General features: G+C 68.5%; 16 protein-coding genes. 9 read left to right on the forward strand and 7 right to left on the reverse strand.

The annotated features are described in order from the left end of the window. Positions 1 to 195: 195 nt before the first annotated feature. Positions 196 to 1,191 carry a DUF1702 family protein gene (locus AC0685_RS33635; RefSeq protein WP_478229187.1) on the forward strand — a complete coding sequence of 332 codons (996 nt, stop codon included), beginning with the start codon at positions 196 to 198 and terminating at the stop codon, positions 1,189 to 1,191. Positions 1,192 to 1,269: 78 nt separating this feature from the next. Here AC0685_RS33635 and AC0685_RS33640 read toward each other — a convergent pair whose 3' ends face one another. Next, a complete protein-coding gene (locus AC0685_RS33640) occupies positions 1,270 to 1,968 on the reverse strand; it encodes an AraC family transcriptional regulator (RefSeq protein WP_478229241.1) in 699 nt (232 codons plus the stop codon). Positions 1,969 to 2,434: 466 nt separating this feature from the next. On the opposite strand from AC0685_RS33640, the gene AC0685_RS33645 reads away from it, so the two are divergent. Further along, entirely contained in the window at positions 2,435 to 3,040 is a 606-nt protein-coding gene (locus tag AC0685_RS33645) for a response regulator transcription factor (protein ID WP_478229242.1), read from the forward strand. Positions 3,041 to 3,052: 12 nt separating this feature from the next. Here AC0685_RS33645 and AC0685_RS33650 read toward each other — a convergent pair whose 3' ends face one another. Continuing rightward, positions 3,053 to 4,132: a carboxylate-amine ligase gene (locus AC0685_RS33650; protein ID WP_478229188.1), complete on the reverse strand. Its 1,080-nt coding sequence runs from the start codon at positions 4,130 to 4,132 to the stop codon at positions 3,053 to 3,055. Positions 4,133 to 4,264: 132 nt separating this feature from the next. On the opposite strand from AC0685_RS33650, the gene pip reads away from it, so the two are divergent. After that, entirely contained in the window at positions 4,265 to 5,200 is a 936-nt protein-coding gene (gene pip, locus AC0685_RS33655) for a prolyl aminopeptidase (protein ID WP_478229189.1), read from the forward strand. 28 nt (positions 5,201 to 5,228) lie between these two features. On the opposite strand, the gene AC0685_RS33660 is transcribed toward pip, so the two are convergent. From AC0685_RS33660 to AC0685_RS33670, 3 genes are all read right to left on the reverse strand, one after another. After that, positions 5,229 to 5,846, reverse strand: coding sequence for a tyrosine-protein phosphatase (locus AC0685_RS33660; protein ID WP_478229190.1), 618 nt, complete (start codon positions 5,844 to 5,846; stop codon positions 5,229 to 5,231). A 57-nt stretch (positions 5,847 to 5,903) separates the two neighbouring features. Next, positions 5,904 to 7,160, reverse strand: a complete 1,257-nt coding sequence (locus AC0685_RS33665) for an HNH endonuclease signature motif containing protein (RefSeq protein ID WP_478229191.1) — start codon at positions 7,158 to 7,160, stop codon at positions 5,904 to 5,906. Between the two features lie 223 nt (positions 7,161 to 7,383). Next, positions 7,384 to 8,193 (reverse strand): DUF4097 family beta strand repeat-containing protein, encoded by an 810-nt coding sequence (locus tag AC0685_RS33670; RefSeq protein WP_478229192.1) that lies wholly within the window; start codon positions 8,191 to 8,193, stop codon positions 7,384 to 7,386. Between the two features lie 174 nt (positions 8,194 to 8,367). Between AC0685_RS33670 and AC0685_RS33675 the strand changes: the two genes are divergently transcribed. Together AC0685_RS33675 and AC0685_RS33680 are read left to right on the forward strand one after the other, a co-directional pair. Then, positions 8,368 to 8,670 (forward strand): hypothetical protein, encoded by a 303-nt coding sequence (locus AC0685_RS33675; RefSeq protein WP_478229193.1) that lies wholly within the window; start codon positions 8,368 to 8,370, stop codon positions 8,668 to 8,670. A gap of 6 nt (positions 8,671 to 8,676) precedes the next feature. Further along, positions 8,677 to 9,723, forward strand: coding sequence for a WXG100-like domain-containing protein (locus tag AC0685_RS33680; RefSeq protein ID WP_478229194.1), 1,047 nt, complete (start codon positions 8,677 to 8,679; stop codon positions 9,721 to 9,723). A gap of 44 nt (positions 9,724 to 9,767) precedes the next feature. Here AC0685_RS33680 and AC0685_RS33685 read toward each other — a convergent pair whose 3' ends face one another. Next, on the reverse strand, positions 9,768 to 10,181 hold the full coding sequence (locus AC0685_RS33685; protein ID WP_340687592.1) for a VOC family protein: 414 nt from the start codon (positions 10,179 to 10,181) through the stop codon (positions 9,768 to 9,770). A 104-nt stretch (positions 10,182 to 10,285) separates the two neighbouring features. Here AC0685_RS33685 and AC0685_RS33690 point away from each other — a divergent pair, with 104 nt between their 5' ends. After that, positions 10,286 to 11,140 carry a sigma-70 family RNA polymerase sigma factor gene (locus tag AC0685_RS33690; protein ID WP_478229195.1) on the forward strand — a complete coding sequence of 285 codons (855 nt, stop codon included), beginning with the start codon at positions 10,286 to 10,288 and terminating at the stop codon, positions 11,138 to 11,140. Between the two features lie 4 nt (positions 11,141 to 11,144). Beyond that, positions 11,145 to 11,543 (forward strand): VOC family protein, encoded by a 399-nt coding sequence (locus AC0685_RS33695; protein WP_478229196.1) that lies wholly within the window; start codon positions 11,145 to 11,147, stop codon positions 11,541 to 11,543. Here AC0685_RS33695 and ligD (AC0685_RS33700) read toward each other — a convergent pair. Continuing rightward, positions 11,521 to 12,486, reverse strand: a complete 966-nt coding sequence (gene ligD, locus AC0685_RS33700) for a non-homologous end-joining DNA ligase (RefSeq protein ID WP_478229197.1) — start codon at positions 12,484 to 12,486, stop codon at positions 11,521 to 11,523. The genes AC0685_RS33695 and ligD (AC0685_RS33700) overlap by 23 nt on opposite strands. Before the next feature lie 46 nt (positions 12,487 to 12,532). Between ligD (AC0685_RS33700) and ligD (AC0685_RS33705) the strand changes: the two genes are divergently transcribed. Both ligD (AC0685_RS33705) and AC0685_RS33710 read left to right on the forward strand, forming a co-directional pair. Next, positions 12,533 to 13,450, forward strand: a complete 918-nt coding sequence (gene ligD / locus AC0685_RS33705) for a non-homologous end-joining DNA ligase (protein WP_478229198.1) — start codon at positions 12,533 to 12,535, stop codon at positions 13,448 to 13,450. 60 nt (positions 13,451 to 13,510) lie between these two features. Next, the gene (locus AC0685_RS33710; RefSeq protein ID WP_478229199.1) at positions 13,511 to 13,783 is read left to right on the forward strand and encodes a hypothetical protein; all 273 of its coding nucleotides are present in this window, start codon (positions 13,511 to 13,513) and stop codon (positions 13,781 to 13,783) included. The last annotated feature ends 62 nt before the right edge of the window (positions 13,784 to 13,845 follow it).

The following is a 13,845-nucleotide window of genomic DNA, read 5'->3' on the forward strand; positions in this document are numbered from 1 at the left end:
GTTGAGTACTTGTATTCCGGTGAATTAGTCCGGCGAACGGGTGAACCCGCCCTTTCCGGGAGCCCGGGATGGTCTGTTCGGCGGTACCGGCGCCGATCTCGATCGGTCGTCGAGTGGGGGGAGACCGCGTCGTGGTGTCCTCGGCACGAGCCGGTTCGCGCGCGAATTCGCCACTATCCACAAAGGACGTATGTGATGAGCTCATTGCTGGGTGCTCTGCGTAAGCTGATGTTCGCGCCTTCGCTGGCTTCGGTCGGCTTCGAGGGGCGCGGGTTCGGAGTACCGCCGACGCCGGCGACCGCACGCCTGGAGTCGATCCCGCAGTCGGTGGTGTGCGGGTTCGAATGGGGGATCGACGCGCCGGCGCTGTGGGAGGCCGAACGGCGGCTGGACATGGTCGAGCCCGAGATGCGCGGGTTCGCCTACGAGGGCGCGGCGATGGCGTTCACCATCCTCGACGTGATGCCCGGCGGCCGGAAGGACCGCACGGCCGAACTGATGAGCGGCCCCGGCCTCCCGCACGTCTTCCTGACCTACATCGGCATCGGGTTCGCGATGGCCCGCCTGCCCCGGCCGCTGTGGAAGAAGGTGCTGCCGGAGCTCGACGGCGTCCCGTTCCACCCGACGATGAGCTGGCTGGCCGTCGACGGCTACGCCTTCGACCGTGCCTACTTCGACACGGACAAGTGGGTCGGTGAGCAGTTCGTCCCCAAGCCGTACCCGTGGGCGGGCGCCCCCGCGTACTTCCCCCGCGCCTGCGACCAGGGCATCGGGCGGGCGTTGTGGTTCATCAACGGCGGTGATCCGGTGAAGGTCGCCGAGGCGGTGGACCGCTTCCCCGCCGGACGCCGCCCGGACCTGTGGAGCGGTGTCGGGCTGGCCTCGACCTTCGCGGGCGGCTGTGACCAGGCCGGGCTGGAGAGGCTGCGCGAGGCGGCGGGTGAACACCAGGACGAACTCGGTCTCGGCGTCGTCTTCGCGGTGAAGGCGAGGACGTTCTCGTCGTTCGTCCCCCCGCACACCCGCCTCGCCGTGCGCACGCTCGTCGGGCTGAGCATCGAGGAGGCCGTCGACCTGGCCGACTCGACCGAGGTCACCGAGGACGCCGCGGACGGGACGCCCGCGTACGAGCTGTGGCGGCAGAACATCCGGGACGGTCTGGCCCCGTCGGCGGGCCGCCTGGCCGCCTGAGGGCCCCTGGATGTCACGAAAGGGTCGTTCAAGACGTCCGGCGTCTTGAACGACCCTTTCGCGGCGCGCGGGTGAGGCTCAGGCCGCCTGACTGACCGGCTGCGGCCGGTGCCGCAGATCGGGGAGCGCGAGCAGGACCGGCGGGTCGAACAGGCGCTTGGGGCGCACCCGCAGGTCCGCCAGCCGCGCGGTGACGCCCGGTTCGACGGTGATCGGCCCGTGGTGCCCGGTGAACCCGGTGCCGCGGCGCGTGAGCGGCCCGGTCACGCAGTGCACGACGAGGTGCCAGGTGCCTTCGGGGACGTCGGTCAGCTGATAGGGGCCGGGGACGTCGATGACCGTGTGCCGCACGGGCGCGCCCTCGGGGATACGGGTCGGGAAGAGGCCGACGAACACGAGACCAGGTGAGATCTCCGGCGGCGCGGACACGAAACCGCGGACGATCGCCGGCTTCGCGCCGGGCAGGGGCTCGCCCGCCAGTCGGTGCTGGAAACCACCCTGCCGGCGGTACGCGGAGGGAGAGAGGCCCACGCGGTTGCTGAACCGCGTGCTGAAGGTGCCGACACCGTTGTAGCCGACGCGGTGGCTGATGTCGGCGACCGAGATCGAGGTCGTCAGCAGCAGGCGTTTGGCCTCGTCGAGCCGCAGCGCGGACAGGAACCGACCGGGAGAGACGCCGGTGGCCTGCTGGAACACCCTGCTGAAATGGAATTTGCTGAAGGTCGCGGCGCGGGCGATGTCGTCGATAGTGAGCTCTTCGCCCAGTTTCTCGTGCATGGCCCCAATGGCTCGCTCCACGGCTCGCCGGACAGTCTCATCCATTGTGCCGTCCTTTCGCTCGAGGATTTCTGGGATGTTTGCGGTTTCCGACACTACTGTTCGCCGCCGCTACTCCTGAAGTGCTTGATTCATCGCCAGATATGAATTCATGTGCGCGGCGACGTGAAAATTTCACGGTCGCCCGGCGCGCGGCTCGACCATGCGAAAACCACGGTCCGGCAATGGTGCGCGCACTGGATCCCGGCGCCGAGCGGCCGCAGAATTCCTGGTAGCGCATTCACGTCGGAACCACCCCGACCGTGTTGGCGTGGTGCGAAGAACGTATTCCCGCGACAACACAGAACCGGCTCTTGACCACGCACCCCTCGGTGGTCAAGGGCCGGTTTCCATTTCGCGGAACGGTGTGTGAGGATAGTATCGTCGGCTCGGGGGAGCGACGCGGGCGGAAAGGCAGATGGGGTCGATGATCAAGGTCCTGGTGGCCGAGGACATGCACATTGTCCGGGGGGCACTGGTCGCGCTGCTCGGCTTGGAAGCCGACATCGAGGTCGTCGCCGAATGCGCGAGCGGCGACGAGATCCTCCCGCTCGCCCAGTCCACGCGCCCCGACGTCGCGCTCATCGACATCGACCTGCCGGGCAAGGACGGCCTCACCGCGGCCGCCGAGCTGCATGAGCAGCTTCCCGGGGTCCGCACGCTGATCCTCACCTCGCTCGGCAGCCCCGGCACCCTGCGGCGGGCGCTGGCCGCGAAGGTCAACGGCTTCCTGCGCAAGGACGCGCCCGCCGACCGGCTCGCCAACGCGGTCCGCGGGGTCGCCGCCGGGCGGCGCGTCGTCGACGGCGACCTGGCGCTCGCCGCCTGGGACAGCGAGGAATGCCCGCTCACCACCCGCGAGATCGAGGTGCTCCGGCTGGCGTCGGTCGGCTCCGACCCGACCGAGATCGCCGCCGAGCTGTTCCTGTCCGCCGGTACCGTGCGGAACTACCTGACGACGATCGTTTCGAAGCTCAGCGCCCGCAACCGGGTCGACGCGGTGCGGATCGCCAGGGAGTCCGGCTGGCTGTGACGCGGAGGCGTCTCACCTGGCCGGGACGGTCATCGTGGCGTGCGCGAGCTCCGCGGCGAACTCGCCGGTGGAGGCCGCTTCCGCGAGCAGCCGGCGTTGCCGGGCCGCGCCGGTGCCGTGGTCGGACAGCGCCTCCAACCCACGTTCGACGTCCTCCTCGTCACCCGCCGCCCTGAGCGCCGGCCGGACGAATTCGACGAGTTCGCCGAGCAGATCGCGCTGATCGGCCTCCCCGCCGGTGAAGACGTCGACGCCGGGCCCGTCCAGTCCCCGGCGCGCGGCCGCCGTCAAGGCCGCGCCGATCCGGGCATCGCGGGCGCGAGGCGGTCTCGTCGTCGCCGCGCAGGTCGCGACCAGCCCGCGCACCAGCGCGGCGAGCAGCACCGCGTCGTCGACGGACAGGCAGACGTCGGCGATCCGCACCTCGACCGTGGGATACCGAGGGGAAAGGCGGGCGTAGAAGTACACCCCCGCCGCGTCGAGGGCGGCGCCGTGGCGCACGGCCTCCCCGATGCTCCGGTCGTACGCGGCCGCGCCGGACCATTCGTCGGGTGGTCGCGCCGTCGGCCACCGGTCCCAGAGCGGGAAGCGCCTGCTCGACCATCCGGAGTCGATGCCGTTTTCGACCGGGGAGTTGACACTGAGCGCCAGCAACGGCGCGAGCCACGGCCGCAGCCCGGCGAGAACCCGTGCGCCGAGATTCCGCGACGGCAGACCGACGTGCACATGGCAGGCGCAGGTCCCCGCCTCGCGGATCAGGTCCGGGAACGCCTGTGCCATCCGCAGGTACCGGGGCTCGGGCGTGAGCGTGTCTCCCCGCAGGCCGCAGGGCGGGATGCCCGTCGCCACCATCAGGCAACCGTCGGCCCGCGCCGCCGTCGCGACGATCTGCCGCAGCCGCGTCAGTTCCGAGCGCACCTCGTCCAGGCCGCGGCAGACGCCGGTCGCGGTCTCGATCTGGAACCGCATCAGCTCACCGGTGACATCCGGCCCGGGGACGAGGCCGGCGAGTAGTTCGGGGGCTCGCAACGCGACCGAGCCGTCCACCGGGTCGAGCAGGACGAACTCTTCTTCCATACCAAGGGTGAACATGGTCCCCCGTTCCGTGGTTTCGCCGGTGTCACTGAATCTGCCTCCTCTGGCGCGGCGAGGAAAGGGCCGGTGTGCTGAACTTCGTTGCGGCGAAAGTGTTTCGGGGTCTCACTGACGGTCTAGCCTTGGTTCATGATCGATCTGTATCCCCCAGCCGAGCCGTATGACAAAGGACTGCTCGATGTAGGTGACGGCAACCTCGTCTATTGGGAGACCTGCGGGAATCCGGCCGGGAAGCCGGCGGTGATGCTGCACGGCGGCCCTGGGCAGGGCTGTACGCCGAGCATGCGGCGGATGTTCGACCCGGCCCGCTACCGCGCGGTGCTGTTCGATCAACGCGGTTGCGGCCGCAGCACCCCGCACGCGAGCGACCTGGCGACCGACCTGCGGCACAACACGACGGATCATCTCGTCGCCGACATGGAACGGCTGCGGAAGCATCTGGGTATCGAACGCTGGCTCGTCACCGGAGGTTCGTGGGGCACGACGCTCGCGCTCGCCTACGCCGAACGGTTCCCGGAGCGGGTCACCGAGATCGTCGTCAGCTCGATCAGCACGACACGGCCGTCCGAGATCGACTGGCTGTATCACGGCGTCGGCCGGTTCTTCCCCGAAGAATGGGCCCGCTTCCGCGGTGATCTCACCGGCGATCTGGTCGCCGCCTATGCCCGGCTCATGGAAGATCCCGACGCCCGGGTGCGGACCGAGGCCGCCCGCTCCTGGTGCGTCTGGGAGGACACCGTGCTGTCACTGGAACCCGGCGCGACCGTCCACAATGGCCCGATCGGCGAGTGGGAACTCGCGTTCGCGCGCCTCGTCACGCACTACTACTCCCACGCGGGCTGGCTGGAGCCCGGCGCGCTGATCCGCGACGCCGGTCTGTTGCGGGACATTCCCGGCGTGCTGATCCACGGCCGCCGGGACCTGAGCTGCCCGGTGGACACGGCCTGGGAACTCGCCCGCGCCTGGCCAGGAGCGGAGTTGCTGATCGACGACGACTCGGGACATCACTCGAGCGACGTGAAACGAGCGTGGAAGCTGGCGGCGCTGGAGCGGTTCGCGGTCTGAGGGTACTGGGACGCGTTCGCCTTACCTCTCAAGAGGAAAGCAGGCGGTTCCGCACCTGCGCGAGCTGGACATGGGTCGCTCCGCCCTTCAGCAAGTACGCGTGCACGCCTCCGTGACGGTCGTTCAGATGAGCCAGCATCCGGAGGATCGTGTCACCGCTGCAACCATCCGTGCGTGCGTAATCCTCGGCGATCGAAGCGGGTGGAACGTCTGCGACGCTCAACGCGAGTGCCACGAGCACACCCGTCCGGTCGCGACCCGCGCTGCAATGCACCGCGAGCGGGCCGGGCGGTGCGTCACCCAGCTGAACGAAGACGCCGGTGATCCGGCGCCGGTTCTCGTTGAGCATGGTCCGGTAGGCGTCCGGCATGGTGGTGCCTTGTTCGACCAATTCGGCGATCAGGGGAGTGTTGCGGTACACGGGATCGCCGGCGAACGGGCTGGGGCCCGACACGGTCTCCCGTGCCCACCGGAGGTCCAGTATGCGACCGATTCCCGCGCCGCGGACCGCGGCGATTCCGTCGGTCGTCAACCGGTCGTGGCTGTCCGATCGGAAAAACGCGCCGAACCGGATCCGCCGGCCATCGGCCGAGGGCAGTCCGCCTACGTCGCGGCCGTTGAGGCAGCCATCCCAAGCCAGCTTCATCACGCGACTCCAAGGTGAGTTGTCGTCGAGCTTAGACGGTTTCTCGCTGGGGTCGGCCTATGTCCTGAGGTGCATGATGTTGCGTCTCGGGGTCCCGGTGGGGTCGAGGTAGGTGGGTGGGGTGAACTCCGGTAGGCCGTCTTGGGCGATCTGGACTTTCCACTCGCTGTGGTGGATCAATCGGTGGTGTTTGGTGCACAGGAGCACGAGGTTGTCGATTTTCGTTTCGCCGTGGTGTCGCCAGAAGACGATGTGATGGGCAGTACAGCGCGGCACCGGCATATCGCAGCCCGGGAAGGCGCAGCCACCATCGCGGAGGGTCAACGCGTACTTCTGGGCGAGGGATACGGTGCGTTTCGATCGGCCGATGTCCAGGGGTTCTCCGGCGGTGCCGAGAACACCCGGTCGCACCCGCGCATCACACGCGAGGATCCTCGCGTCGGTGGCGCTGATCGGGCCGACCAAATCCAAATGCGCCTCACCGAGATCGTTGATCAGGTCCTCGTAGGACATGGTGATGAGGATGTGCGTGGTCTCGCCCGCTTGGCCGGGGAGGTTGCGGCTGGTGGTCTTCAACCGCACATAGTCGGTGAAAGCATCTCCGTAGCGTTCGTCCTGGCTGCGGGAATCCCGCACCCCGTCGATCGCCTTATGAGGCTTGGCCATCGGATCCAGATCGGACTTCAACCGCGCATAGGTTTCCAGGTCGAGGATTCCTTTCAAGCCGAGGGTGCCGTCGCGGTGCTTGACGAACCGCAACTCCGGCCGGGCGTCCTTCGGGTCCTCGCTGCGAGGCTCTTTCCCGTCCGGATCCAGTTTGTCCAGCAGGCGCCGTCCGGCGCGGGCGATCTGCCGCGGCCCCGCCCGCCGCGCCAACTCCACCAAGATCGCCTCTCCGGCCCGCACATCCTCCTCCAGCACGCTGGACGGAATCCGGGCCAGGGTCCGGATGATCGCGTCGATCTGGCTACCGCCGATCGCACCCTCAGCGGCGGCCTGGGCGGTCAACGGCGCCAGCGGAGGCTCAGCCTCACCGCCGATGGCCGGGCCGGGATGCAGCGCCAGGACCCGGTCGGCCCGGGCGCTGGCTTCCTTGTCCGTCACCAGGAAGTCCTCGAAAATCAACGCCGCCAACGTCGAATGACCACTGCACCCACGCACCCCACGGGAATTGATTTCCGCCAAAATAGCGTTCTGCTCCGCATCCGCCCGACGCTTCAGAACTTCCAGTTCTTGTTTGCGGGCATGCAGCGTCGCGGTGTCGACGCGCCACCACTCGGTGGACGTCCCTGGAGGTGCATCGTTGCTGGCCACGACACCGACATTACTCCGAATCGAACACCTGCGCTAGATCAAACGGCCCAGCGGAGAAAAGTGTTCCGAATGGACCGGTGACGACAGCTGCGAAGCAACCTTAAAGCAGCGAAGCACGCTTAAGTCGCGAAGAAGCGCGAAGACGCGAAGAAGTGCATTAAACGAACGCAAAGCGGAAGGTGGTCGCAATCAGCCGACTAATTGCGACCACCTCGGACCGGGCTCACGCGGCGCGGTGGATGACGATGTCGTCGAGTCGCGTGCGCGCGTGGACCTTGACGCCGCCGCCCTCGGCGACGGAGTTGCGCACGGAACCCTTGGTGCTCTTGGCATCCACCGACGCGGTGTCCCCGTCGACGCCGACCTCGATACCGCCGGACGCGTTCGCCAGCTCGGCGGAACCGCGCGACAGCCGTCCGACGCGGATGGGGCAGCTGGCGGCCTGTGCGACGACGTCGCCGTCGGCGCGGTCGATGTCGAAACTCCCGCTCGAACCGGAGAGGTCGACGTCGGACCGGGCGTGCCCGATCCAGACCTTGCCGGTCGCACCCGAGTACTTGACGACGCCGCCTGCCTCGCCGATCCGCACCCCGGCCGAGCCGCCTTCGACGTCCGCGGTCCCGGCGACGTGCCCGATCGTGACCTCGCCGGCCGCGAGGTCGCCGCGCACCGCCGTGACGTGGTCGATGTGGACCCGGCCCGACGACATTTCCAGCGAGCAGTCGCCGAACTGCCCTTCGGCGCTGACGTCCGACCAAGCCGTGTTCAGCACCAGCCGCGAACCGGTGGGCACCTCGACGGTGATCGCGACCGAGCCTTCCTTGCCGCCCGCCTTCTTCGTCTCGATCGACAGCTTCCCGTCGTCGAAGCCGACCTTGGTGTTCGCGGCGACCTTCACGTCCGACTTGCTCGCGGCGTCGATCGGCTCGACCAGCACCACCGTGTCCGGGCGCTCGCTCGCGGCGACGCGCACCCGGGCACCGGCGATGGTCAGCGTGGCGGTGATCGGCTCCGGCGTGGGGAAAACAGACATCTCGAACTCCTCGGTGGTGGTGATCTCTCTTGGTGAAAGCAACGATCACCGACCGGCCTGACACCGGACCGCCACGGCGCTGACACGCCGGGGACACGGTCTGGCCGGTACCGGTCACGACGGCCCGGTCCTCGTCGAGCGGCCGGAGAATCACCCGAAGGGAAGGGAGGGCCGATGTCCGTCGACATGGATATCACCACGGTGAACCGGATCGGGGCACAACTCGTCGCGATCGGCGACGACATGGAACGCGAGTGGGGCAAGTTCCGGCGGACCGTCGAAACCGAGCGGGCCGGGATCGGCGTCGACCCGCTCGGCACGGCTTTCCTCGACGAATACCGGCCGTCGGAGATCTCGGTGCTGAGTCACGCCGATCCGCTCCCGGCGCTGTGGCAGTCCGACGGCTACGGGGCGAAGATCTCCGCTGCGACCTACGCCCAGGCGGATCGGGACGCCGCCTCCGGGTTCGGGAATTAGGGCCGGATGGTCGTGCCGCCGCCGAACAACGCCCACGGATTGTGGGCGGCCGTCAGAGCCGAGATCGAAGCGGTCCGGGGGAGCCGGGAGCCCGCGATGGCCTGGCCCGACACCGACGAGGACAAGGTCCAGGCGCTCGCGGTCGCCTGGCGTGACGCCTCACTGGCGTTCACGCCGGTACAGGTCGAGCCGAACGACATTCGGGACGCGTGGCGGGACATGGCCGGCGAGATGTTCGCACAGCGCGTCGAGGGCACGATACGCACGACCACCAACGTCAGGACGAGCTGTCAGCAGCTGTTCGACCACGTCAGCCGTTTCGCGTCGCTGGTCGCGCAAGTGAAGCAGGCCATCCGCGCGACGGTTGACGACCGGGAGCAGCCCTACGCGAACATGCGGGACGAAGGGGAACGGCGCGATTTCGTCCTCGTCGTGGCCAACGCGGTCCGGGACCTGCTCACCGTGGGCGTCGCGTCGGTCACCGGTCTCGATTCGGGCGTCACCACTCAGAACCCTTCGGAGAACCCGGTCGCCGAATACGACGCCATTCTCGCGTTCATCACCGACGAGATGGTGCGCAACGGGCAGTCGACGGATATCCGGAACATCCGGGATCTCCTGCAGGACAAGGTGAATCCCTTCACCTCGATCGGTGACAAGGTCGAGGCACTCAAGGAGTGGTACGACCTCGTGAACACCGGCGCCCAGTGGGACCACAAGGGCAGGATCCTGGACATGACCACGGGGGACAACACGTTCACCCCGCTGCCGGGGCTGCAGGGACAGATCCGGTACGACGTCTGGTCCAACATTCACTACGGATACGTCGGCACCGTCGGCGGAATCGACGAATGGACCCTGCACGCCGGCGCCAACGCCGCCGATTGGAAGGACGGCCATCCCACCGATCCCGCCGACCAGGCGTCCGTGCAACTGGGTATCGATCTCGCGCACGAGTACGGTCCGGGCGCGCTGACCCCGGAGGCCGTCACCAAGGCGATCCTCGATCGCCGCGACAGACTCGAGCAGGCAGGCGCCATCCGGCCGCTGTGAGCCTGGCCCCTCGCGCGGGACGAGGGGCCAGGCTCACGCGGTGTTCACTCCGCGTACGGCTGATCCGTGCCCTTCGCGCTGTAGCCGATGCTCCAGATATAGCCGTCCAGGTCCGCGAAGGTGCCGCCGTACCCGCCCCACGGCAGGGCGCCCGCGGGTTTCAGGATCGTGGCGCCGGCCTTCTCCGCCTCCGCGACGACCTCGTCGACGCGGGTTTCGCTGCGGACGACGTAGGTGAGGACCAGCCCGCTGAACCCGCTGCCTTCGGGGCTCGTGCCCACCTGACCGGCCAGTCCTTCGCGGCCGTAGAAGCCGACCCGCGAGCCGCCGTCCGGTTCGAAGAACACCGAGACGCCGTAGTCGTCCTTGATCTTCCAGCCGAGTCCCTCCGTGTAGAACGCCTTGGACCTGGCCAGGTCCTGGACACCGAGGAGGATCGAGCTGACGTGCGCTTTCATGATGTTCTCCTGTGGACTCGAAAGGGGGTCGGACCGGCGATGTCACATCGAGACGGGTTCACCGGTCATTCGATGTGACAGACCCGGACGGAGGAATGTGACAGATGGCCGAGCACGATTGGGTGAGCGAGCGGTTCGCCGAGCACCAAAGCCGCTTGCGGGCGGTGGCCTACCGGATCCTCGGCTCACCCGGGGAGGCCGAGGACGCGGTGCAGGAGGCGTGGCTGCGGGTCAGCCGCGCGGACACCGACGAGATCGAGAATCCGGCGGGCTGGCTGACCACGGTCGTCGCCAGGGTGTGTCTGAACATGCTGGAATCCCGCCGCGCCAGGCGGGAGGAGTCCGCCGGGGCGCTGCCGCCCGAGCCCGCTGTGCCGGACACCGGCCAGGAAGACCCGGAGGACGAGGCGTTGCTGGCCGACTCGGTCGGTGTCGCGCTGATGGTGGTGCTGGACAAGCTGACCCCCGCCGAGCGGCTCGCGTTCGTCCTGCACGACGTGTTCGCCGTGTCGTTCGGCGAGATCGGCACCGTCCTGGGCCGTTCCCCGGCCGCGTCCCGGCAGCTCGCGAGCCGGGCGCGGCGCCGGGTGCAGACCGCCTCCGACGAGACCGACGCCGCGCGATCCCCGAAGCGGGAGGTCATCGCCGCATTCCTGGCCGCCGCCCGGAACGGGGATTTCGAAGCCCTGCTCGAACTGCTCGACCCGGACGCCGTGGTCGGCGAGGTCCGCGGCGGCCAGGCGGTGGCGGCCTTCTTCTCCGGACGCGCCGAGGCGGCCCGGCTCGCCCTGGTCGACGGCGTTCCGTCGGCCGTTTGGTCACATCGCGGCGAGGCGAAGGCCGTCTTCACGTTCGGCTTCGGCAACGGGAAGATCACCCGGATCGACATCGACACCGACCCTGAGCGCCTCCGAGGCCTCGACATCGCCTTTCTCAGCGCCAAAGTCAGCGAAGTCTGACGGCATGGACCTCCGGTTCTCCTCCTGCACACTCGTCGTCCACGATCTCGGCAGCGCGCTCGGCTTCTACCGTGACGTGCTCGGCTTCACCGTGTGGAACGACGGGCCGGTGAGTGTCGGTCCGCCTTCGCAGCCGGACGTGCGGATCATCCTCGAACCACCCGGCGCCGACCGTGGTGTCTCACCGGCGGACCGGTCCGCGATCGAAGACCTGATGTCCAAAGCCTTGCTGAGCCGTCTCGTCTTCGCGACCGACGACTGCGACGGCACTTTCGAGCGCATCGAGGCCGCGGGCGCGGAAGTGATGCAGGAACCGATCGACCGCCCCGGCGGAGTCCGCGACTGTGCCTTCCTCGATCCCTCCGGCACCATGCTGCGCTTCATCCAGCGGAGGGAAGCTTGACGTCCTCGGGCGTCTTGTCCGCCCGCAGTCCTCGCCAGGTCGTGTGCCGCAGACGGCCGTCCGGGGTCCAGTTCCGGTGCACTACCTCACCGACGAGTTCGGGCTCCACCCAGTGCACCCGCCGTGCCCGGTCGCGGGGGACCTCCGAAGCGAACGGTGGCTTCTTCCGTTCCAGCGGGGTGAGCCGGGCGTGCAGGTCTTCGAGGACCTTGTCGCTGAATCCGGTCCCGACGTCGCCGATGTACCGAAGGCCGCCGGAGTCGTCGTGCGCGCCCAGCAGCAGCGCGCCGAGTGTTCCCGAGCGCCGTCCGTCGCCGGGGCGCCAGCCGCCGATCACGACCTCTTGGGTGTGCCACAGCGCCCGTTTGATCCACTGCCGGGTCCGCTTGCCGGGGTAGTACCGGCTGTCGAGCTTCTTCGCGATCAGCCCTTCGAGTCCGTGTTGCCGGACGACTTCGAGCAACTGATCGGGGGAGATGTCGCCGTCGGTGTACCCCGGCGGGACGGCGATGCGGCCGCCTGCGCCCAGGGACGTCAGCATCTCGCGCCGGGCTTCGTACGGCTCGTCGAGCAGGACGTCTCCGTCGAGGAACAGCACGTCGAAGGCGAAGAAGTGCACGGGGCTGCGTTCCAGCAGCGACTCGTCCGGAGTGCGCAGATGCCGCGTTTGCAGCAGCGGGAAGCTGGGCCGTCCCTGGTCGTCGAGGACGACGATCTCGCCGTCGAGGACGGCCTCGCGGCCGCTGAGCGCCTCAGCGGTCACATCCGGGTACGTCGCCGTGACGTCGAGGCCGCGGCGGCTGGTCAGGCGCGTCTCGCCGTCCCGCGCGACACGCAGGCAGCAGCGGTAGCCGTCCCATTTGTATTCGTAGCCCCATCCGCCGGTGGGCAGGTCACCGTCGGTCGCCAGCATCGGGGCGATCGCGTCCGGCACGGTGCTCATGCCTCACGGTACCCCGGAAACCCCGCCGGTGATCTATCGTCGAAGGGTGCCTGAGGAGCGGATAACGGTCGAGGTCGAGGGGCGGCGGCTGGGCCTGTCCAATCTGGACAAGGTGCTCTACCCCGCGCACGGTTTCACGAAACGCGAGGTCCTCGACTACTACCGCCGGATAGCCCCCGTCATGCTCCCCCATCTGCGCGACCGCGCAGCCACGTTCCGCCGGTTCCCCGACGGTGTCGACGGCGAACCGTTCTACGAGAAGAACGTTTCCCGGCACGCCCCCGGCTGGGTGCGCACGGCGCGGCTCACCAACCGCGGCCGCCGGGGCGGGGACGAGACGCTCGACTACCCGGTCGTCGGCGACCTGCCGACCCTGATGTGGGCGGCCAATCTCGCCGCGTTGGAACTGCACATTCCACAGTGGATGGTCGGCCCCCGCGGCGCGCGGAAATCGCCTGATCTGCTGGTGTTCGACCTCGATCCCGGGCAGCCCGCGGACGTCGTCGACTGCTGCCGGGTGGCCGAGACCCTCAGCGACCTGCTCATCGGAGACGGTCTCACGGTGTACGCGAAGACGAGCGGCAACAAGGGAATGCAGCTGTACTGCCCGGTGCGCACGCGGTCCGACGAACGCACCTCCGAGTACGCCAAGGCCGTCGCGGAGGAACTGGAGCGCCGCTCACCGGAAACCGTGGTCGCCAGGATGACGAAGGCCATCCGCCCCGGTCGCGTGTTCATCGACTGGAGCCAGAACAACACCGCCAAGACCACCATCGCGCCGTACTCGCTGCGGGGCCGTGCCATCCCGACCGTCTCCACGCCGGTGACCTGGGAGGAGGTCGAAGCCTGCCGCAAGGCCGAGGACCTGCTGTTCACCGCCGAGCAGGTGCTTGAGCGCGTGGAGGAGATGGGTGACCTGTTCGGCGACATCGCCGAGCATCGGGCGGCCGTCCCCCAACGGTGACCGGTGTCATGTTTGAACCGTGGCCGACGGGAAACTCCCATTTCAGAGGAGTGACCCCGAATGAACGAGACAGCGAAAGACCCCGAAGACCTCTCATGCCGGGCCCTGGCCATGCTGCGAGCCGTGGCTCAGGGCCGGGCTGAAATCACCATCAGTCTGGAGCCGGACCTCTATGTCGACGGCCTGCCGTGCAGCGACCAGAGCACGGCCCACCACCTCGCCCACGCCGGGCTGATCCGGCTGCCCGCCGGTGGCGTTCCCGGCAGCCGGGTACCCGCGGAATTGTCCGAAACAGGACAAGATCTCCTTGAGCCGCTGGCGTCCGCCGCCTAGGCCCGGAAAGACCACTGTGGACTCACGCCCGTTCCGCATACGATCTGCGGAGCGGGTGCGCG

The organism is Amycolatopsis sp. NPDC043889 (assembly GCF_056435645.1).

Coding starts and splice junctions, on each gene's coding strand:
- AC0685_RS33640 (WP_478229241.1), bottom strand. CDS start 1,968: ATGCACGAGAAACTGGGCGAAGAGCTCACTATCGACGACATCGCCCGC.
- ligD (WP_478229197.1), bottom strand. CDS start 12,486: ATGAGCACCGTGCCGGACGCGATCGCCCCGATGCTGGCGACCGACGGT.
- AC0685_RS33680 (WP_478229194.1), top strand. CDS start 8,677: ATGGTCGTGCCGCCGCCGAACAACGCCCACGGATTGTGGGCGGCCGTC.
- AC0685_RS33675 (WP_478229193.1), top strand. CDS start 8,368: ATGTCCGTCGACATGGATATCACCACGGTGAACCGGATCGGGGCACAA.
- AC0685_RS33685 (WP_340687592.1), bottom strand. CDS start 10,181: ATGAAAGCGCACGTCAGCTCGATCCTCCTCGGTGTCCAGGACCTGGCC.
- AC0685_RS33650 (WP_478229188.1), bottom strand. CDS start 4,132: ATGTTCACCCTTGGTATGGAAGAAGAGTTCGTCCTGCTCGACCCGGTG.
- AC0685_RS33710 (WP_478229199.1), top strand. CDS start 13,511: ATGAACGAGACAGCGAAAGACCCCGAAGACCTCTCATGCCGGGCCCTG.
- AC0685_RS33660 (WP_478229190.1), bottom strand. CDS start 5,846: ATGAAGCTGGCTTGGGATGGCTGCCTCAACGGCCGCGACGTAGGCGGA.
- pip (WP_478229189.1), top strand. CDS start 4,265: ATGATCGATCTGTATCCCCCAGCCGAGCCGTATGACAAAGGACTGCTC.
- AC0685_RS33670 (WP_478229192.1), bottom strand. CDS start 8,193: ATGTCTGTTTTCCCCACGCCGGAGCCGATCACCGCCACGCTGACCATC.
- AC0685_RS33695 (WP_478229196.1), top strand. CDS start 11,145: ATGGACCTCCGGTTCTCCTCCTGCACACTCGTCGTCCACGATCTCGGC.
- AC0685_RS33635 (WP_478229187.1), top strand. CDS start 196: ATGAGCTCATTGCTGGGTGCTCTGCGTAAGCTGATGTTCGCGCCTTCG.
- AC0685_RS33645 (WP_478229242.1), top strand. CDS start 2,435: ATGATCAAGGTCCTGGTGGCCGAGGACATGCACATTGTCCGGGGGGCA.
- AC0685_RS33690 (WP_478229195.1), top strand. CDS start 10,286: ATGGCCGAGCACGATTGGGTGAGCGAGCGGTTCGCCGAGCACCAAAGC.